Raw genomic sequence first — 19038 nt, 5'->3', positions numbered from 1 at the left:
CTAGAGAGAAAAGGAAGGTGAACGCATGCAGGTTATTACAAAAATAGGTCGTCAAAAAAATAACAAAGAGCGGTATAATATTTATTTGAACGATGAATATGCGTTTGCAGTAGATGAAGGTACACTTATTAAATTTGGCTTAATAAAAGGCAAAGTGCTTGAGCAGTTTGATATTGATGAAATTACATATGAGGATGAGATTGCGAAAGCCTTTAATAAGGCGCTCTCGTTTTTAAGTTTTCAAATGCGAAGTGAATATGAAGTAAAGAAAAAACTATTTGATGCGGGATACGGAGAAGCCGTTGTGTTAGAAGCGATCCGTAAATTAGAGGCACTTGGGTTTTTAAATGATGAAACTTATTCTAAAGCATTACTTGAAACAAAGAAGCGCACAATGAAAAAAGGTCCACGTGCTATCAGGCAAGATTTAAAGAAAAAAGGAATCGACAAATTATTGCAAGATGAAGTGCTTGAAACGTTTTCGTATGAAGAACAACTTGAAATTTCAATACAACTAGCAGAGAAAGAAGTACGAGCAGGAAACCGAAAAACACCAGCACAAGTGAAACAAAAAATCCAAGATGTGTTGCTGCGAAAAGGGTATTCCTTTAGTATTGTAAGCGATGTGTTAGAACGCATTACATTAGAGCGCGAAGAAGATGAATGGACAGTAATGATTGCTACGCAAGGGGAAAAACTATGGAGCAAGTATGCAGCCAAGTTTGCACGAGCTGAGCGCAATCTAAAAGTAAAGCAAGCTCTTTACAAAAAGGGCTTTCCTATAGAAGTAATCAATCGTTTTATTGAAGAAAAGGAGCAAGAAGAAGCATGATGGAAAAAAACTATGCTACGATGACAGAACATGAGTTACGCGAAGAAATCGCACGTTTAAAAGAGAAAGCACGTAAAGCAGAACAACTAGGGATTGTGAACGAGTATGCCGTATATGAGCGTAAAGCATTAATGGCAGCAGCGTATTTAGTGGATCTAGATACGATTGTTCCTGGCGAAATGTATAAAATTGATAGCTCACCGGGTGAGTATTTTATGGTAGAACGTTTAAAAGGGCGTTTTGCTTGGGGGTACCGTTTAGGGGGCGACCGCTATGAGGAAGCATTACCGGTATCGATTTTAGCACCGATAAAGGCAGGGAAGTAATATGGAAGCAAATATCGCAAAGTTAACAGAAGAGTTGCTAGTGAAAAACCCTGAAATGCCAGCAGGACGTGCGCGTGTATGGGTAGAGCTATTGTGGAGTGATTATGAAGCCACTTCGGCGAAGGCAGGCTATGCATTTCGCGGAGCAGAGTACACAGAAAACTTAGTTCGTCAGTTAATTACAAGTTACGGCGATAAGCTCCATTTATTTGCCGCACGTAATCCAAAGTATGCCCATTTACTAAATACATCCGAAGATACGGTGCAATAAACAAAAGGCTCACGCTAACTTAGCGTGAGCCTTTTGCACACTTTATTCACTCGCCCCGATTTGTAGCTTGCGCTGTAGTTTATCCTCGCTGAAAATCCAACCTGTATATGAATTAACGACTTCTAAATCATCATTTACATGTGCAACCGCCACAAAAGGATAACGATCATTACTACGGTAGCGTAAGTCGATTAAACGTACTTCCGTTAAACCGCTCGGTAGTTCAGCAATTTCCCAACGGTACAGCGGAGAAAACGAGACAAATGAGCGCAAATTTTCATCTTGCATCGCAGCGTTTACATAGGGGGTGCGCGGTAATGGAACGATTTCAAATTTATCGTAAATATTCACCGAACGACGATAGGCACGACCGACATAATAATGCGTTTTAGAGGCAGCGGCAATGCGCCAATAAAAGAATCGCATCGTGGGCGCTACAATTACGTATTCTTCATCTTGAATCGTATTGTGCACGGCTTTTTTGACGGCCCTTTGCACCATAAAACGTAAAATATAATAGCCTACAATAATGACATACATGACGCTGAACGTCCATACAGGATTTGCCCCGAACACCCATAATACAATCCCTACACAGTGAAGAGCAAAAATAAATGGATCAAATGTATTGATAACACCAAGTGCTACCCATTTTTTTGAAAGGGGGCGAAAAGCTTGTGTACCGTAGGCATTAAAAATATCAACAAATACATGGAGAAAAACGGCGATTTGTGTCCACAGCCATAAGTGCAATAGGTTGGCGTCGGGGACAATTGACGATAAAATAGCCGTAATGGCAATAGGCCAAAGAATAGTAGCAGGTATGGAATGTGTAATGCCACGGTGATGACGTATATAAATCGCATTATTGCGTAATTTTAAAACCGTATCTACATCTGGTGCTTGCTGCCCTAAAATCGTACCAGCCATCACAGCGCCGAACATGGCTGAGCTTTCTGCAACGACGGGATCGACAAGTGCTAAACCTCCAATGGCAATACCCATGACTAAATGTGTACCTGTGTCCAAAGCAATCAACTCCTTGTATATGGCAACGAATATGCGAACAATTATGGGGAAAAATTAACATTTCCTATCATAATTAATAATATACCCTTTAAAGCAAAAATAAAATCGAATTATAGGTGAATTAAATGAATTATGAATATAAAGAAGAATTTCAAAAAGCATTAGTGGAATGGTTTAAGCGAGAAAAACGGGATCTGCCTTGGCGACATACAATCGATCCTTATAAAATTTGGGTTTCAGAAGTAATGCTTCAGCAAACGCGTGTAGATACAGTCATCCCTTATTACAATCGTTTTGTAGAAAAATTTCCTACGCCGCAAACGTTCGCCTATGCCCCAGAAGAGGATATTTTAAAAATGTGGGAAGGGCTTGGCTACTATTCACGCGTACGAAACTTACAAGCAGGTGTGCGAGAAGTAGTCGAAACATACGGTGGGGTTGTGCCGAATAACCGAGTAGATATATCCAAACTAAAAGGTGTAGGTCCATATACAGCAGGTGCTGTTCTTAGTATTGCTTATGGCAAGCCGGAACATGCAGTAGATGGGAATGTAATGCGTGTACTGAGTCGTGTACTTCATATTTATGATGATATTGCATTGCCAAAAACAAAAAAAATATTTGAAGAAGCCGTAACAGAACTAATTGATCCAAACAATACATCTTCCTTTAATCAAGGCTTAATGGAGCTTGGAGCACTAATTTGTACACCGACTTCACCAAAGTGTTTATTATGTCCGGTTCGTGAATACTGCCGCGCATTTGAAGCAGGCGATATGGCACAGCTTCCGGTAAAAACAAAAAAAACAAAAATGAAAAATCTACACTATAAAGTATATATTGTACGTGATAACGAAGGACGCTATTTATTAGAAAAGCGTGATGCGAATGGGTTGTTGGCCAATATGTGGCAGTTTCCGATGATTGAAATAAAAAAAGAGGAAGATGCATTAAACAAATTATTCCAACAGTATGATGTGAAGGTGAAAGTAGAGCATGGAAAAGTACTCACATTTAAACATATCTTTTCACATTTAACATGGCATATTGAAGCAGAGCTTGTGGAAGTGGAAGCAACAGATGATGAAAAATTTTTTACACGAGAACAAATTGAGCGTTTGCCGATGCCTGTCCCTATGTTAAAAATCTGGAATGAAATTAAATGAATAAAAAATCCTGCACGGTACACAATAGGTAGCGTGGAGGTGAATTCATCATGAAAAGAAATCAAAACAAACAAAATAACAACAACAACAACAACGAATTCCTTAACAACAACCAGAACCAAAACAATATGGAGGAGTTCGGCAACGAACAAGATTTCCAACAGTTGCAGCAACAACGTAATCGAGTTGAGCGTCAAAACAATCAACAAAATCAACAAAACCAACAAAACCGCCGCAACAATAACAACAACATGTAAGACAAGCTAAATAGCTATGTCTGCAGTGAAATGTTGTTAAACGTATGAATTCCCTGCAAAAGTCGGTGTGTCTGTTAAAGACATGCCGGCTTTCTTATTAGGTAATGGAACTGTGGGTAAATCAGTGAAGCCTTTCTTGCTTTTCTCACCAAGATTAACACTATTTCGTCAATTGACAAAAAAGCGCCTTGTTTTTACAACGTATTGCGAAATTTATGTTTTTCTAACTACACCTTTTATTCATCCATTGTTATAATAAGTAGGAGACTGCTAGATTATAGATAGCGTAGACGACGAAAAGGTGGGCTTCAATATGGCATTACCCGTAGAAGGCGAAACGATACAAATACATAGCTATAAGCACAATGGTCGTATCCACCGTGTCTGGCAAGAAACAATGGTTTTGAAAGGTACAAAAAATATTGTAATTGGTGCAAATGAAAAAACACTTGTAACAGAGTCAGATGGTCGTACGTGGCTCACAAGAGAACCTTCCATTTGTTATTTTCATGCAGAACACTGGTTTAATATTATTTGTATGTTGCGTGAAGATGGCGTGTACTATTACTGTAATATGAGTTCACCGTTTGTGTTTGATAACCATGCCTTAAAATATATTGATTATGACTTGGATGTGAAGGTTTTTCCCGATATGTCTTATACATTGCTGGATGAGGATGAATATGAGCAACATAAACAAGAAATGGCCTATCCGGAAGTCATTGATAAAATTTTAAAGCGCAACTTAACAAAATTAATTAGCTGGATTCAACAGCGACGAGGACCGTTTGCGCCAGATTTTATCGAAGTTTGGACAAACCGCTATGAACTGTATCGTGAAATCCAAGCAGACCAACAGTAAAAAAATAAGTTATGACTAAAACATAGACAATACTAAATTTGTCTATGTTTTTCTTTTGGGGGATTTTAGTGAGTGAGGGAAGGTATAGTGATTAATTGATCACCCTAAAATGTGATATAGTAATAAACATTGCGAAAAGAATGAAGGGGAGAAGCCATTGGATAGTATAAAGAGATATATGCGCTTTGTTAAGCCGTATAAGTGGTTATTAATGTTTACAATTGTAATTGGCATTTTGAAATTTGCTATTCCACTATTTTTACCGTGGTTAGTACAAATTATTTTAGATGATATTTTATTGGAAGAAAGTTTATCAGCTGAGGAGAAAACAAAGCAACTATTGACATGGATTGGCATTGCACTTGTTCTATTCTTCGTGGTACGTCCACCAATTGAATATTACCGCCAATATTTTGCGCAAAATTTAAGTAATAATATTTTATTTGATATTCGGAAAGAGCTATATGGGCATTTGCAAAAGCTAAGCTTAAAATATTATGCGAATACGCGCGCAGGGGAAGTTATTTCGCGTATGATCAATGACGTAGAGCAAACGAAAAATTTCGTGATGACGGGGCTTATGAATTTATGGCTCGATTTAGTCACAGTCATCATTGTTGTGGCGATTATGTTTTCCATGGATGTCAAGCTGACCATCGTTTCATTGATTGCGCTTCCGTTTTACGCGTTTAGTGTGAAGTATTTCTTTGGGCGATTACGTGCATTAACACGTGCGCGCTCACAAGCTTTGGCAGGCGTACAAAGCTATTTGCATGAGCGTGTAACAGGCATGAGCATTATTAAAAGCTTTACGCTCGAAAAACATGAACAAGCGATTTTCGATGAGACAAATGGGGAATTTTTAAATAAAGCATTAACTCACTCACGTTGGAATGCGAAATCATTTGCGGTTGTCAATACGATTACGGATATCGCGCCGCTACTTGTAATTGCTTATGCAGGCTATGAAGTGATTCACGGGAATTTATCCATTGGGGTGATGGTTGCTTTTTATGCTTATATTGAGCGGCTATACGGACCGCTACGTCGTTTAGTTAGTTCATCAACAACATTAACACAAGCGATTGCATCGATGGACCGGATGTTTGAATTAATAGATGAAAAATATGATGTAGAAAATAAGCCGAATGCTCTAGAGCTAAAAGAAGTAGCAGGAAAGCTTGCCTTTGAAAATGTCACGTTCCATTACGAAAAAGAAGGGAAAACCATTTTAGATCATGTAGATTTTACAATCGAGCCAGGGCAAACAGCGGCATTTGTTGGGATGAGTGGTGGTGGGAAGTCGACGATTGTTAGCTTAATTCCACGTTTTTATGATACAAGCGCAGGGGCTATAAAAATAGATGACCGCGATGTACGTGATGTAACATTAACATCACTTCGTTCACAAATTGGTATTGTGCTACAAGATAATATTTTGTTTAGTGATTCGGTGAAACAAAATATTTTAATGGGCAATCCAAATGCAACCGATGAAGAAGTCATTGCTGCTGCTAAAGCGGCCAATGCACATGATTTCATTATGAGTTTACCACAAGGCTATGACACAAAAGTTGGGGAGCGAGGCGTAAAGCTATCAGGTGGTCAAAAACAACGTGTAGCGATTGCGCGTGTGTTTTTAAAAAATCCGCCAATCCTCGTTTTAGATGAAGCAACGTCTGCGCTTGATTTAGAAAGTGAGGCACTTATTCAAGAGTCACTTGATCGATTAGCGCACGACCGTACAACCATCGTCATCGCCCATCGTCTATCCACGATTACACATGCAGATAAAATTTTCGTCATCGAGTATGGACAAGTGGTTGAATCAGGTACCCACGAGGAGCTCATGGCAAAGCAAGGGGCATATTATAATTTGTTCCAAGTTCAAAAGTTAGATTAAAGAGAGGCATTCGCCTCTCTTTTTTATTTTTATATAGATTCTCCAAAACGGAATAAAAGAGAAAGATTAATATTTTTGCTGCTTCGAGAATACTATTAATAAAAGATAGAAAAATTCTACTTTAAAAGATAAATAATAGTCTGTTTTGATACACAGAATACAGTGCCATTTTGGAAAAGGGGGCAGCTCGATGGATTCAGATAAATTACTTGAAGTGAAAAATTTAGAAACGACATTCTTTTCGGATGATGGAAATATTGTAGCCGTCGATCAAATTAGCTTTTCTGTTCGTGCCGGTGAAATCGTAGGGATCGTTGGCGAATCAGGATGTGGAAAAAGTGTGACCTCTCTATCCATTATGGGGCTTGTACCGAATCCACCAGGGAAGGTTACAGGAGGGAAGATTTTATTAAATGGCAGAGATTTAACGTCTCTTTCGGAAAAAGAAATGCGAAAAATCCGTGGAAAAGAAATGGCGATGATTTTCCAAGAGCCAATGACCTCACTGAACCCACTTTTTACGATTGGAAATCAACTGGTAGAGGCATTGTCAATCCATCATAAAATGTGGTTTAAAAGACGTGCGAAAAAAAGGGCTATGGAAATGATGAAGCTCGTTGGCTTACCTCGTCCTAAAGAGTTGATGAAAGAATATCCACATCAATTATCAGGTGGCATGCGTCAGCGTGTCATGATTGCTATGGCATTGATTTGTGATCCGAAAATTCTTATTGCCGATGAACCAACTACCGCATTAGATGTAACGATTCAGGCACAAATTTTAAAGCTAATGAAAGATTTAAATAAACGATTACATACAGCCATTTTGTTTATTACACATGATTTAGGTGTAGTAGCGGAAACGTGTGAGCGCGTTATTGTGATGTATGCTGGGCAAATCGTGGAAGAAGCGCCTGTAAAAGAAATATTTAAAAATCCGCAACACCCTTATACGAAAGGGCTAATTCAATCTGTCCCAGACATGCGATTTAAAAAGGAGCGTTTGCATTCGATTCCGGGAAATGTGCCGAAGCCTGGTTCAATTATGACAGGATGCCGTTTTGCGCCGCGTTGTCAGTTTGCACAGGAACGATGTCTACAAGAAAATCCGCCTATGTATAAAGCGGCAGATGGGCATGAGGCGCGGTGCTTCTTAGTAGAAGAAAGGGCAGGAGGTGAAGTATATGACGAACTTGTTGTTGAAAGTTGAGCATCTCAAAAAATACTTTCCGATTCGTACCGGTTTATTTTCCACAAATAAAGGAGAAGTGAAAGCGGTGGATGACCTTTCCTTTGAATTATATGAAGGAGAAACACTCGGCATTGTAGGGGAGTCAGGGTGTGGGAAATCGACGACTGGGCGTGCCATTATGCGACTTTTGGAACCGACAAGTGGAAAAGTGACTTTTGCCGATGTAGAGCTAACCGCATTATCGGAAAAAGAAATGCGTAAAATGCGGCGAGATATTCAAATGGTGTTCCAAGATCCATATGCTTCTTTAAATCCCCGTCATACAGTGGAAAGAATACTAGAAGAGCCGCTTATTGTACACGGAATGGGGAAAGCGAAAGAGCGAAAAGAAAAGGTGCATGAATACTTAGAAATGGTTGGATTAAGTGCGTATCATGCAAAGCGCTATCCGCATCAATTTAGTGGAGGGCAACGGCAGCGCATTGGCATTGCCCGTGCATTAATGACAAATCCGAAGCTCATCATTGCAGATGAACCGGTATCCGCATTAGATGTATCGATTCAAGCGCAAGTATTAAATCTGATGCAAAAGCTACAGGAGGATTTGAAGCTAACGTATATATTTATCGCGCATGATTTAGGTGTTGTTCGACATATTAGCGATCGCGTTGGCGTAATGTATCTCGGACGTATGGTGGAGCTTGCGGGTAGCGATTCACTTTATGAAGAACCGCTTCATCCGTATACGCAGGCACTATTATTAGCAGTCCCGATTCCTGATCCGCTACATCACCGGGAACCCATTGTATTGGAAGGGGATATCCCGAGTCCTTCGAATCCACCAGCTGGCTGTGCATTTCATACGCGCTGCCCGTATGCGAGTGACATTTGTAAAGTGACAGCACCATTGTTTAGAAAAGTAAAACCAGGTCATTCTGTTGCTTGTCATTTATACAATGATGTGCAGCACTAATGATAAAAGCGAAAGAAATGAGGAGGGGTTTAAAATGAATAAAAAAGTTTGGTCACTTGGGCTATTGTTGCTCCTGTTAACGCTTGTGCTTGTTGCTTGTAATTCGGATGCAACAGATGATTCCGCTACAACGGACACAGGTACTGAAAGTGATACAGAGGGAAATGGTGAGAATGATGCATCAACTTCACCGCAAGTATTAGTATTTGGGCGTGGTGGCGATTCCGTATCACTTGATCCCGCTATTGTAACAGATGGCGAATCATTTAAAGTAACAAAAAATATTTTTGAAACATTACTCGAGTTTGGTGAACAAGATACAACAGTAAATCCAGGCTTAGCAGAAAGCTGGGAAATTAGTGACGATGGGTTAACTTACACATTCAAATTGCAGCAAGGGGTTCAATTCCATGATGGGACAGATTTCAATGCAGAAGCCGTTGTGAAAAACGTAAATCGTTGGAAAGCGGGAACAGCAGAAGATTTCTATTACTTCAATTCCATGTTTAAAGCAGAAGGGGCAGATATTATTACAGATGTGGTTGCTGAAGATGAGCATACAGTCGTATTTACATTATCTCGTCCACAAGCACCATTCTTAAAGAACTTAGCGATGAGCCCGTTTGGCATCGCATCACCAACTGCGTTTGAATCAGCTGGCGATTCATTTGGCGACAATCCAGTTGGTACAGGGCCATTTAAATTTGTGGAGTGGAAGCGCAATGATTCCATTACGATTGAAAAGTTTGCAGATTACTGGCAAGAAGGATTACCGAAATTAGATCGTGTTATTTTCCGTTCTATTCCGGATAACTCAGCACGTTTAAATGCTTTAACAGCAGGCGATATCGACTTAGCTGATGGGATCAATCCATCTGATGGTGCTTCAATTGAAGCGAATGCAGCACTTCAATTAATCGAACGTCCATCTATGAATATTGGTTACTTAGGTTTAACGAATACACGTCCACCATTTGATAACAAATTAGTGCGTCAAGCGGTGAACCATGCGATTAACAAGCAAGCTATTGTGGATGCATTTTTCGAAGGGCGTGCAGAAGTAGCCGTCAATCCAATGCCATCATCTATTAGCGGGTATAACGATGAAATCAAAGGATATGAATACAATCCAGAGAAAGCAAAAGCGTTATTAGCAGAAGCTGGTTATGATGGTTCAGAAATTGAACTATGGGCAATGCCAGTGCCACGTCCATATATGCCAGATGGGATGAAAGTGGCGGAAGTAATTCAGAAAAACCTTGAAGATGTAGGGATTCCGTCAAAAATTGTGACATATGAATGGGCGGTCTATTTAGAGAAGACGAAGAACGGGGAAGCGGATGCGTTCATGCTTGGTTGGACAGGTGACAATGGTGACGCGGATAACTTCTTATATACGTTACTAGATAAAGATAATATCGGAAGCAACAACTATGCATATTACTCAAATGATGCCGTGCATGATTTATTAATCGCGGCACAATCTGAAACAGACGAAAATGTACGGAATGGTCTGTATAAACAAGCGCAAGAGATGATTCATGCGGATGCACCGTGGGCACCATTGGCACACTCGACACCATTACTTGCTGCAAAATCAACAGTAAAAGGTTTCTTACCACATCCAACAGGTTCTGATATTTTAATGAATGTTTCGATGGAATAGTTAAATCGAAAAGGGAGGATATCGCCTCCCTTTTTTCTAAATTTCTAGCAAATTCTTTAGAAGAGGTGAAGACAATGCTTCACTATATAATGAAACGACTTATTCATTTAATTCCTGTATTACTTGGGATGTCTATTATTGTCTTTTTAATTATTCATGCCATTCCAGGAGATCCGGCGCAAGTCATTTTAGGTCAACAAGCAACAGCGGAGGCCGTGGCAGCATTGCGCGAATCATTAGGGTTAAATAATCCGTGGTATGTACAGTATTTTAGCTACTTGCAAGATATCGTCACTGGCGATTTAGGAGACTCCTTACGTACACGGCAACCGATTACGACAGAAGTTTGGCCATATTTAGCTGCTACATTTGAGTTGGCATTTTTTGCGATGGCGATTGCTGTCATTGTCGGTATGAATGCGGGCATTATTTCAGCCTGGTTCCAAAATTCAAAGTTTGACTACATCGTGATGGTGATCGCATTAGTCGGCGTTTCGATGCCAATTTTTTGGCTTGGATTAGTTGAACAATGGCTTTTTAGTATTAAGCTTGGGTGGCTCCCGACTTCAGGTCGTGAAGAAGTACGGGATCCGGTCATAGCGATTACGCATTTTTATTTAATCGATACATTAATCCAAGGACGTTTCGATCAATTTGTCATCGTGTTAAAACATTTAGTGCTCCCGGGTACTGCGTTAGCGACGATTCCAACAGCCATTATCGCCCGTATGACACGGGCTTCTATGCTAGAAGTAATGCGTTCAGATTTTGTCCGTACAGCTCGCGCAAAAGGACAGCGTATGTTGATTGTCATTTATAAACATACACTGAAAAATGCGTTAATTCCTGTATTAACGGTAATTGGTTTACAAACAGGGCTGCTGTTAGGGGGCGCCATTTTAACAGAAACGATTTTCAGTTGGCCAGGTATTGGTCGCTATATTTATGAGGCAATTGGCTACCGTGATTATCCTGTTATTCAGTCAGGGATTTTAATCGTCGCATTTTTATTCGTCATGATTAATTTACTTGTAGACATTTTATATACCGTGATTGACTCAAGGATTAAATATAACTAGGGAGGGGATGGGGAATGTCTCAGATCATATCCAATGCGCCATTGCAAGAAATTAAAGAAGAAAAAGTAGTTGGCCCATGGAAAGAAGCATGGCGAAGCTTTAAAAAAAGCAAATCGGCTCTTTTTGGCATGGGGATTGTGCTATTTTTCATCCTTCTCGCTATAATTGGTCCTTACATTGCACCGCAAGGGATTAATGAGCAAAATTTAGCGGAGCGTCTAGTCCCTCCATCGAGTGAGTACTGGTTTGGGACGGATGACTTAGGACGCGATATTTTTTCACGTATTTTACATGGGACACGTATTTCATTAACGGTTGGTTTTACAGCCGTCATTTTATCTGCCGTTACTGGGAGCTTTTTAGGGATTATTGCAGGGTATTATGGACGCTGGCTCGATACGATGATTTCACGGTTGTTTGATATTATGCTCGCTTTTCCGAGTATTTTATTAGCCATTGCGATTGTCTCGATTTTAGGACCATCTTTACAAAATGCTTTAATTGCGATTGCCATTATTAACGTACCGAATTTTGGACGACTCATTCGTTCACGTGTACTCACCGTAAAAGAAGAGGAATATATACATGCGGCCAGAGCAATCGGGATGAAAAATGCCCGTATTTTATGGCGCCATATTTTACCGAATTCGATGACGCCGATTATTGTACAAGGGACTTTAGCGGTTGCTACAGCGATTATTGAAGCAGCAGCATTAGGATTTTTAGGACTTGGCGCAGAAGCACCTACACCTGAGTGGGGGAAAATGTTAGCAGATGCGCGTATTTTTTTACTCAATGCACCGTGGGCAATGATTTTTCCAGGATTGGCGATCATGCTAACGGTGATTGGCTTTAACTTAATGGGCGATGGCTTACGCGATGCACTTGATCCGAAGATGAAAAATTAGACACGTACAGGGGCTTTTCAACGGGCTCCTATTTTTTATGGGTAACTTAAATTTCTGTAAAAAAACCGGTAAGCAATTCGCTTACCGGTTAATAAAACTCTTCTTCTAAATCCACATTTTTTTCTTTCCCGTGATAGCTACGATACGACACGATGAGCGTATCTAAATGCTCTAGATTTTCCTCATAATCTAAAATACGCGATAAAATATAGAGTAAGTGATAACTTGAAAATTCTTCTTCATCTTCTAGCTCTTGTGCTAAGGCAATTTGCTTAATGAAAATTTCCATCACTTCATTGCGCTGCAAATATTCCTCGTGTTGCATCCACTGTGAATGTTCAGGCTTTAATTTCCCTGTGTACTTAAGCAGTAATTGCTCATGGTATGTCAGTAAGAAATCGAGTCGTTCTTGAATCATGAGACGGAACTGTTCAGGTAAATTGCCGAGTTCGTTTTCATGTTTGTGTAGCCGTTGCAGTAGCTCTAAACTTTTTTTAGAGGTGATAATCATTTGGCGATACACAACGAGTTTACGAGCCTTTACAAATTTTTGATTGCGGAAGTACCTCCGTTCTTCTTTGTAAAAGTCATATAAATTATCCACTTCACTCATACGAGTTGTTAATTTTTTTAATGCTGTCTTCGTCGATGTATGCTCACTTGCTTGGCGAACCGCAAGGCGCGTCCAGCGAATAATATCATCTTGAAGTGCGTTAATCGTTTTAAATAATTTCACTTCATAGCGTGGTGGGATAAATACTAAATTCACAATAAAAGCAGCGAAGACGCCGACCATGACCGTTGCAAAACGAATAAGACCAAACATTAAAAAGTCATCGCCTTGAATTTCCATAATGGCAACAACCGTAACAAGTGCTAATGTTACTGATTTTTCGAGGTTAAATTTCATCATTAGCCCGATAACGATAATGGCTGCCATGCCAATGGCAACAATATGATGGCCAAATAGCAAGCCAAAGATCACCGCAACCGCAGCCCCGATTAAGTTCCCTTGAATTTGCTCCAAGATACTTAAATAAGAACGATAAATAGACGGCTGAATCGCAAAAATAGCAGCAATTCCAGCAAATACCGGCGAAGGTAAATGGAGTAGCTCAGCTAAAAATAGTGCAAATATAATGGCGACACCAGTTTTGAATACACGGGCACCTAATTTCATAAAACGTGAAGCCCTCTCTTTCTATGTGATAATCAATGAAGACACTTCGCCGGATGACTTCTTATAGTTGTGAAAATGCGTAATCAACCGCAGCGATTGTCTCTAAAATATCTTCTTCTGTATGTTCCGTTGTTAGGAACCATGCCTCGTACTTAGAAGGTGCTAAATTTACACCTTTTGAAAGCATTAGTTTGAAGAAACGACCAAAAATTTCACCATTGGAGTTTTCAGCTTGTTCATAGTTTTCTACTTTCTCATCTGTGAAGTAAATTGTCAATGCTCCTTTTAAGCGATTGACCGTAATTGTCACATGATGTTTCTCAGCTGCTTCTAAAATGCCTTTCTCAAGCAGCGCACCGAGACGATCCATTTCATCGTATACACCCGGTTGTGCTAATACTTCAAGGCAGGCGATACCTGCAAGCATAGACGCTGGATTCCCCGCCATTGTTCCCGCTTGGTATGCGGGTCCAAGTGGTGCAACAGTTTCCATTACTTCTTTTCGGCCGCCGTAAGCACCGATTGGTAGGCCACCACCAATGACTTTCCCCATGGCCACTAAATCAGGTGTTAAACCTAACATCGTATGCGCTGCACCATAATGGAAGCGGAATGCTGTAATGACTTCATCGTGGATTGTCAATGCGCCGTATTGTTTTGCCAGTGCATGTACATGTTCTAAGAAGCCAGGGTGCGGTTCCACAATACCAAAGTTCCCAACGATTGGCTCGATTAAAATACCGGCTACTTGGTTGCCCCAACGCTCCATCGCTAAATTGAATTCTTCTATATTATTAAATGGTACGGTAATCACTTCTGTTGCAACGGATTGTGGTACCCCTGCGGAATCAGGAGAGCCAAGTGTTGCAGGACCAGAACCAGCAGCTACTAATACTTGGTCAAAGTGGCCGTGATAGCAACCAGCGAATTTAATAATTTTATTGCGACCTGTGTATGCACGGGCAATACGAACAGTAGTCATCACTGCTTCTGTACCCGAGTTGTTAAATCGTACCTTGTCTAAAGTCGGAATGGCCTCTTTTAACATTTTTGCAAATTTCACTTCATGCTCAGTTGGTGTGCCATATAATACGCCTGTTTCTGCTGCATGAGCAATTGCTTTTGTGATATGTGGATGACCGTGACCTGTGACGATAGGACCGTATGCTGCTAAGTAGTCAATGTAGCGATTACCATCTACATCCCAAAAATATGCACCTTTCCCACGTGACATGACAACAGGTGCGCCACCACCAACAGCTTTATATGATCGAGATGGGCTATTCACACCACCTACGATATGCTCGCATGCCTCTTTATAAATTGCTTCGGATTTTGAATGATTCATTGTTTTGCCTCCAAACTTAGTTTGTCATGTCTATTGTAGTCCCAATCTCTTTGAAACGCCAAAGAAATTGAAAGACTGACGAGACTTCGGTACGATAGAGAAAAGATAGGGAGGGATTCGATGTCATTGTTAAATCAAAAGGCACCAGATTTTACGTTAGAAAATGAAAAGGGCGAGCAAGTGAGTCTTTCTGATTTTAAAGGAAAACAGGTGGTGCTTTATTTTTATCCGAAAGATATGACACCAGGATGTACGACGGAAGCATGTGATTTCCGTGATGCGTATGAAGATTTTTCTTCATTAAATGCAGTGATTTTAGGGGTTAGTATGGATGATGCGAATAAGCATACGAAATTCATTGAAAAGCACGGTCTACCGTTTTCGTTACTAGTCGATGCGAATCATGAAGTAGCAGCAAAGTACGGTGTATGGGTGCTAAAGAAAATGTACGGCCGTGAATATATGGGCATTGAGCGCTCTACATTCCTGATTAATGAAGAAGGAGTCATTGTAGCGGAATGGCGTAAAGTAAAAGTGAAAAATCATATTGCAGCGGTATTATCGCAGTTAAAAGGGGAATAAGAGAGATGCGCGTCTATTTTACATTTGAACCAAGACCAGATTTAAGTAAGCCGTTAGTAGAAGAGTTCCCAGAAGTGGAGTTCATTTTTGAGCAAGGGGTTCGGGACGATGTACTTCGCGAAACGGATATTCTTGTCACATACGGCGAAGATTTAACGGACGACAAAATTGCGGTTGCGGAGAAATTACAGTGGATTTTTGTTGCCTCTGCAGGGGTTGAGAAAATGCCAGCACAAGCTATTGCCGAGCGCGGCATTTACGTATCGAATGTGCGCGGTATTCATAAAAAGCCAATGACCGAATCGATTTTAGCGCATATTTTATCATTAAAGCGTGGGCTACCGAGTATTTATGCCCAACAAGCTCGTAGTGAATGGAATAAAAAGATTCGGTTAACAGAGCTAAACGGTAGTACAGCACTTATTTTAGGACCAGGAGCCATTGGTCAGGAAATTGGGCGTATTCTACAGGCGTTTGACGTACATACAATAGGTATTAATAGCTCGGGTGCAATGACTAATTATATGAACGAAACGTATCCGATTGCACAGTTGCTACAGCATTTACCAAAAGCAGATATTGTTATTTCCATGTTGCCGAGCACGCCAAACACAAAAAACTTAATTGGGCGTGAACATTTTGAAGTGATGAAGGAAAGTGCGATTTTCATGAACTTCGGTCGTGGGGATTTAGTAGCTGAAGATGTACTTGTGCAAGCACTGCAAGAAAACCTCATTGCTCACGCGGTATTAGATGTATATGCAGAAGAGCCATTACCAGCTAACAGCCCGATATGGCAATTGAAAAATGTGACGGTATCACCGCATTTATCAAGTCATTCATCACGTTACGTAGAGCGTAGCCTCGAAATTTTTAAACCGAGCCTTCGTAAATGGTTAAATGGTGAGAGACAGCTCGAAAATGAAATGGACCTGTTAAGAGGTTATTAAAAGGAAACACTTTCAATTCTCAATTAATCGTGTTTAATTGAGAATGCTTTTAGCTAAAACGCTCTTTTAATGTGGGAAAGTATGGAGATAGCTAAGGAATTGTTGACAAGTTGTGGATAAATTTCGTACACTGTTTGTAACAATTATAAATTAATAATTATTTATGAAATGAGGTGCATGGCGATGTCTGATGAAATGCATTTAAAAGACGCGTTAGACACGTTAAAGACTACGGGTGTTCGAATTACTCCACAGCGTCATGCTATTTTGGAATATTTAATTAACTCCATGATTCATCCTACAGCAGATGATATATATAAAGCGCTGGAAGGTAAATTCCCAAATATGAGTGTCGCGACAGTTTACAACAATTTACGTGTGTTCCGGGAAGTAGGGCTTGTAAAAGAGCTAACGTATGGAGATGCAGCAAGTCGTTTTGATTTTGTCACAAACGATCACTACCATATGATTTGTGAATGTTGTGGTAAAATTGTAGACTTCCACTATCCTGGTCTTAACGAAGTAGAGCAATTTGCTTCGCATGTGACAGGTTTCCAAGTAAATTCGCATCGTCTGGAAGTTTACGGAACTTGCCAAGAGTGTCTAGAAAACGAAAACAAAACAGCGTTATAGCATGTGAACCTAGTAGTAAAACAGCTACTAGGTTTTTTATTTTTTATGATAAGTGTGGAGCGTACTTGTAGGAAAAGAAAAAAGCTAGCGCTAACCACCAGCTTTTAATTCTTCTTATTATAGCTTTGATCGAACTCTTTTCCTTCGAGTGTTGGGTCTAGTGTCAGTGGCTCATTACAGTACATGCACATATCGACACGACCTAGTACTTTTGTGTGTTTACCGCAATTTGGACATTCGACTTGTACAGCTTTTGTTGATAATAAACCAATCCAGCCGTAGACGACTGTACTTCCAATCACGCATAGTAGTCCAAGTGACATAAAGATCAGTACTAAAATTTGATTTTCACGGAAGAAAATCGCACCGTACATAATAACAAATCCAATAAAGATAAGTGATAGTGCAAATGAACGGATTTTATTTATTTTGCTAGAATACTTCTTCATTTTATTTGCCTCCCAATCTAAAATTACTATACCATAGATTGAATTTATTTTAGAATTATAATCTTTTGAAAGGATTTACTAAATAGTACGTCGAACATTTCAGCATAGTAGTAGTGTAAACTTTAGGGGGTACTTTTATGGAACACATTTTACGTCCAATCTATCAGGAGCGTGCAAGTCATCCTGATACATTAGGTGTAATATTGATTAATAAACGTGATGATGCCATCAATCTAACAGATACATTTGATTCGGTATTATTAATTATTGTAAAAGAGGCGGATCAACCTATTTTTACAAAGCATTATTTGTATGGTGATACGAAGATGGTGATGCACATCGTAACGGAAAAACGTTTACGAAAGTGGCTTTTCATTGGCTCGAACCGAAAGTTAGTCGATTGGATTTTCTTTGGGAAAGTGCTCTTTGACCGAAATGAATTTTTATATAAATTACGTTCTGAACTACAAGAGTTTCCGTTTTACGGACGTAAAATTAAAACCGGTATTCAATTTAGTAAGTTAATCCGTCGGTATTTAGAAGGGAAGGAGTTTTTTGAACGAGGTGATTATTTAGATGCCTATAATTATGTAGTGGAGTCGCTCCACCATCTTGGGCGTTTATCGGTCATTGATAGTGGTCTGTATCCTGAAGTGACAGTGTGGGCGCAGGTGAAAAAGATTGAACCTGCTGTGTATAAACTATATGAAGAATTGATTATGAGTAATGAGACATTGGATAAACGATTAGAGCTATTATTTCTAGCAAGCGAATTCCTTATTAATTCAAGAACGCACGATGGAGCTCAACATATAGTAGAAGTAATGCTTACTAAACCGACTTGGAAAATTCAAGAGTTACACGCGCATGAAGAGTTAAGTTATTACTCTACGGATTTAGAAGTATTTGTCGAGTATTTAATTGATAAAGGCTACATTATTGTAGAACCTGTAATCGCAAAAAATGAAATCGTATTCCATCGTCATTATCGAGTAGACAAACAGTTTATTGAAAGCGAATATGGCTTATAGTATAGTAATCGAGGCATGTGTAACATGCCTCGGGATTTTTTTGAAAAAGTGTTGACATTTAATGTTCCTGTATTGTAATATATTAATTGTCGCTAAGACGTGACGCTTTAAAACATGGATTTTCGAGAGTCGTAAAAAACTTTCTAAAAAAAGTTGTTGACAAACGAAAACAAAAATGTTAAATTAGAGAAGTCGCTGAAACGAGCGAGAAACAATATGAACTTTGAAAACTGAACAAGCAAAACGTTAACAATAAACGTTTCTGAATAAGAAACAAAAATTTGGACATCAAACATGATGCCAGCAAATTTGAGCTTACTCAAATTCTTTTATGGAGAGTTTGATCCTGGCTCAGGACGAACGCTGGCGGCGTGCCTAATACATGCAAGTCGAGCGGACTT

20 protein-coding genes and 1 rRNA gene are annotated in these 19038 nt (G+C 39.7%); 17 read left to right on the top strand and 4 right to left on the bottom strand.

Annotated elements, in window-relative coordinates; all coding sequences use genetic code 11:
- The first annotated feature begins 25 nt into the window (after positions 1–25).
- The 3 genes from recX to AAGS61_RS18440 are packed head-to-tail and all read left to right on the top strand — an operon-like array spanning position 26 to position 1429.
- Positions 26–832, top strand: coding sequence for a recombination regulator RecX (recX, locus tag AAGS61_RS18450; protein ID WP_391375359.1), 807 nt, complete (start codon positions 26–28; stop codon positions 830–832).
- Positions 829–1158 (top strand): YfhH family protein, encoded by a 330-nt coding sequence (locus tag AAGS61_RS18445; protein ID WP_391375356.1) that lies wholly within the window; start codon positions 829–831, stop codon positions 1156–1158. The genes recX and AAGS61_RS18445 overlap by 4 nt, the downstream gene beginning before the upstream one ends.
- A 1-nt stretch (position 1159) precedes the next feature.
- Positions 1160–1429, top strand: coding sequence for a YfhJ family protein (locus AAGS61_RS18440; protein ID WP_391375353.1), 270 nt, complete (start codon positions 1160–1162; stop codon positions 1427–1429).
- Positions 1430–1471: 42 nt separating this feature from the next.
- Here the strand turns inward: AAGS61_RS18440 and AAGS61_RS18435 are convergent, their stop codons facing one another.
- Positions 1472–2458 (bottom strand): metal-dependent hydrolase, encoded by a 987-nt coding sequence (locus AAGS61_RS18435; RefSeq protein ID WP_391375350.1) that lies wholly within the window; start codon positions 2456–2458, stop codon positions 1472–1474.
- Positions 2459–2583: 125 nt separating this feature from the next.
- On the opposite strand from AAGS61_RS18435, the gene mutY reads away from it, so the two are divergent.
- From mutY to AAGS61_RS18390, 9 genes are all read left to right on the top strand, one after another.
- On the top strand, positions 2584–3624 hold the full coding sequence (gene mutY / locus AAGS61_RS18430) for an A/G-specific adenine glycosylase (protein WP_391375347.1): 1041 nt from the start codon (positions 2584–2586) through the stop codon (positions 3622–3624).
- Positions 3625–3674: 50 nt separating this feature from the next.
- Positions 3675–3881 carry a hypothetical protein gene (locus AAGS61_RS18425; RefSeq protein WP_391375344.1) on the top strand — a complete coding sequence of 69 codons (207 nt, stop codon included), beginning with the start codon at positions 3675–3677 and terminating at the stop codon, positions 3879–3881.
- A gap of 313 nt (positions 3882–4194) precedes the next feature.
- On the top strand, positions 4195–4743 hold the full coding sequence (gene ntdP / locus AAGS61_RS18420) for a nucleoside tri-diphosphate phosphatase (protein WP_391375341.1): 549 nt from the start codon (positions 4195–4197) through the stop codon (positions 4741–4743).
- 157 nt (positions 4744–4900) lie between these two features.
- Positions 4901–6646, top strand: coding sequence for an ABC transporter ATP-binding protein (locus AAGS61_RS18415; RefSeq protein ID WP_391375338.1), 1746 nt, complete (start codon positions 4901–4903; stop codon positions 6644–6646).
- 190 nt (positions 6647–6836) lie between these two features.
- Positions 6837–7856, top strand: a complete 1020-nt coding sequence (locus AAGS61_RS18410) for an ABC transporter ATP-binding protein (protein WP_391375334.1) — start codon at positions 6837–6839, stop codon at positions 7854–7856.
- On the top strand, positions 7831–8811 hold the full coding sequence (locus AAGS61_RS18405; RefSeq protein WP_391375331.1) for an ABC transporter ATP-binding protein: 981 nt from the start codon (positions 7831–7833) through the stop codon (positions 8809–8811). The genes AAGS61_RS18410 and AAGS61_RS18405 overlap by 26 nt, the downstream gene beginning before the upstream one ends.
- 34 nt (positions 8812–8845) lie before the next feature.
- On the top strand, positions 8846–10477 hold the full coding sequence (locus tag AAGS61_RS18400) for an ABC transporter substrate-binding protein (protein WP_391375328.1): 1632 nt from the start codon (positions 8846–8848) through the stop codon (positions 10475–10477).
- A gap of 74 nt (positions 10478–10551) precedes the next feature.
- Complete coding sequence (locus AAGS61_RS18395; RefSeq protein WP_391375325.1) at positions 10552–11556, top strand: ABC transporter permease; 1005 nt, start codon at positions 10552–10554, stop codon at positions 11554–11556.
- Positions 11557–11570: 14 nt separating this feature from the next.
- Positions 11571–12464, top strand: coding sequence for an ABC transporter permease (locus AAGS61_RS18390; RefSeq protein ID WP_391375322.1), 894 nt, complete (start codon positions 11571–11573; stop codon positions 12462–12464).
- 88 nt (positions 12465–12552) lie between these two features.
- On the opposite strand, the gene AAGS61_RS18385 is transcribed toward AAGS61_RS18390, so the two are convergent.
- Positions 12553–13644 carry an aromatic acid exporter family protein gene (locus AAGS61_RS18385; protein ID WP_391375319.1) on the bottom strand — a complete coding sequence of 364 codons (1092 nt, stop codon included), beginning with the start codon at positions 13642–13644 and terminating at the stop codon, positions 12553–12555.
- A gap of 61 nt (positions 13645–13705) precedes the next feature.
- The gene (locus AAGS61_RS18380; protein ID WP_391375317.1) at positions 13706–14992 is read right to left on the bottom strand and encodes a glutamate-1-semialdehyde 2,1-aminomutase; all 1287 of its coding nucleotides are present in this window, start codon (positions 14990–14992) and stop codon (positions 13706–13708) included.
- A gap of 120 nt (positions 14993–15112) precedes the next feature.
- Between AAGS61_RS18380 and bcp the strand changes: the two genes are divergently transcribed.
- From bcp to perR, 3 genes are all read left to right on the top strand, one after another.
- Entirely contained in the window at positions 15113–15574 is a 462-nt protein-coding gene (gene bcp, locus AAGS61_RS18375) for a thioredoxin-dependent thiol peroxidase (protein ID WP_391375314.1), read from the top strand.
- A gap of 5 nt (positions 15575–15579) precedes the next feature.
- Positions 15580–16524, top strand: coding sequence for a D-2-hydroxyacid dehydrogenase (locus tag AAGS61_RS18370; protein ID WP_391375311.1), 945 nt, complete (start codon positions 15580–15582; stop codon positions 16522–16524).
- A gap of 177 nt (positions 16525–16701) precedes the next feature.
- Positions 16702–17157 carry a peroxide-responsive transcriptional repressor PerR gene (perR, locus tag AAGS61_RS18365; protein WP_391375309.1) on the top strand — a complete coding sequence of 152 codons (456 nt, stop codon included), beginning with the start codon at positions 16702–16704 and terminating at the stop codon, positions 17155–17157.
- Between the two features lie 104 nt (positions 17158–17261).
- On the opposite strand, the gene AAGS61_RS18360 is transcribed toward perR, so the two are convergent.
- A complete protein-coding gene (locus tag AAGS61_RS18360) occupies positions 17262–17606 on the bottom strand; it encodes a YgzB family protein (protein ID WP_391375306.1) in 345 nt (114 codons plus the stop codon).
- 137 nt (positions 17607–17743) lie between these two features.
- On the opposite strand from AAGS61_RS18360, the gene AAGS61_RS18355 reads away from it, so the two are divergent.
- The gene (locus AAGS61_RS18355) at positions 17744–18637 is read left to right on the top strand and encodes a nucleotidyltransferase-like protein (RefSeq protein ID WP_391375303.1); all 894 of its coding nucleotides are present in this window, start codon (positions 17744–17746) and stop codon (positions 18635–18637) included.
- Between the two features lie 328 nt (positions 18638–18965).
- A 16S ribosomal RNA gene (locus AAGS61_RS18350) occupies positions 18966–19038 on the top strand; the annotation flags it as partial.

This window comes from Lysinibacillus sp. KU-BSD001 (assembly GCF_042920265.1).
Taxonomy (GTDB): domain Bacteria; phylum Bacillota; class Bacilli; order Bacillales_A; family Planococcaceae; genus Lysinibacillus_B.
Note: the sequence above shows the minus strand (reverse complement) of the source record. Positions and strands in the feature narration are given on the sequence as shown.

Excerpts from the sequence above, each read along its gene's own strand:
- recX (WP_391375359.1), top strand. The coding sequence starts at position 26 with ATGCAGGTTATTACAAAAATAGGTCGTCAAAAAAATAACAAAGAGCGG.
- AAGS61_RS18445 (WP_391375356.1), top strand. The coding sequence starts at position 829 with ATGATGGAAAAAAACTATGCTACGATGACAGAACATGAGTTACGCGAA.
- AAGS61_RS18440 (WP_391375353.1), top strand. The coding sequence starts at position 1,160 with ATGGAAGCAAATATCGCAAAGTTAACAGAAGAGTTGCTAGTGAAAAAC.
- mutY (WP_391375347.1), top strand. The coding sequence starts at position 2,584 with ATGAATTATGAATATAAAGAAGAATTTCAAAAAGCATTAGTGGAATGG.
- AAGS61_RS18425 (WP_391375344.1), top strand. The coding sequence starts at position 3,675 with ATGAAAAGAAATCAAAACAAACAAAATAACAACAACAACAACAACGAA.
- ntdP (WP_391375341.1), top strand. The coding sequence starts at position 4,195 with ATGGCATTACCCGTAGAAGGCGAAACGATACAAATACATAGCTATAAG.
- AAGS61_RS18410 (WP_391375334.1), top strand. The coding sequence starts at position 6,837 with ATGGATTCAGATAAATTACTTGAAGTGAAAAATTTAGAAACGACATTC.
- AAGS61_RS18405 (WP_391375331.1), top strand. The coding sequence starts at position 7,831 with ATGACGAACTTGTTGTTGAAAGTTGAGCATCTCAAAAAATACTTTCCG.
- AAGS61_RS18400 (WP_391375328.1), top strand. The coding sequence starts at position 8,846 with ATGAATAAAAAAGTTTGGTCACTTGGGCTATTGTTGCTCCTGTTAACG.
- AAGS61_RS18395 (WP_391375325.1), top strand. The coding sequence starts at position 10,552 with ATGCTTCACTATATAATGAAACGACTTATTCATTTAATTCCTGTATTA.
- AAGS61_RS18390 (WP_391375322.1), top strand. The coding sequence starts at position 11,571 with ATGTCTCAGATCATATCCAATGCGCCATTGCAAGAAATTAAAGAAGAA.
- AAGS61_RS18385 (WP_391375319.1), bottom strand. The coding sequence starts at position 13,644 with ATGAAATTAGGTGCCCGTGTATTCAAAACTGGTGTCGCCATTATATTT.
- AAGS61_RS18380 (WP_391375317.1), bottom strand. The coding sequence starts at position 14,992 with ATGAATCATTCAAAATCCGAAGCAATTTATAAAGAGGCATGCGAGCAT.
- bcp (WP_391375314.1), top strand. The coding sequence starts at position 15,113 with ATGTCATTGTTAAATCAAAAGGCACCAGATTTTACGTTAGAAAATGAA.
- AAGS61_RS18370 (WP_391375311.1), top strand. The coding sequence starts at position 15,580 with ATGCGCGTCTATTTTACATTTGAACCAAGACCAGATTTAAGTAAGCCG.
- perR (WP_391375309.1), top strand. The coding sequence starts at position 16,702 with ATGGCGATGTCTGATGAAATGCATTTAAAAGACGCGTTAGACACGTTA.
- AAGS61_RS18360 (WP_391375306.1), bottom strand. The coding sequence starts at position 17,606 with ATGAAGAAGTATTCTAGCAAAATAAATAAAATCCGTTCATTTGCACTA.
- AAGS61_RS18355 (WP_391375303.1), top strand. The coding sequence starts at position 17,744 with ATGGAACACATTTTACGTCCAATCTATCAGGAGCGTGCAAGTCATCCT.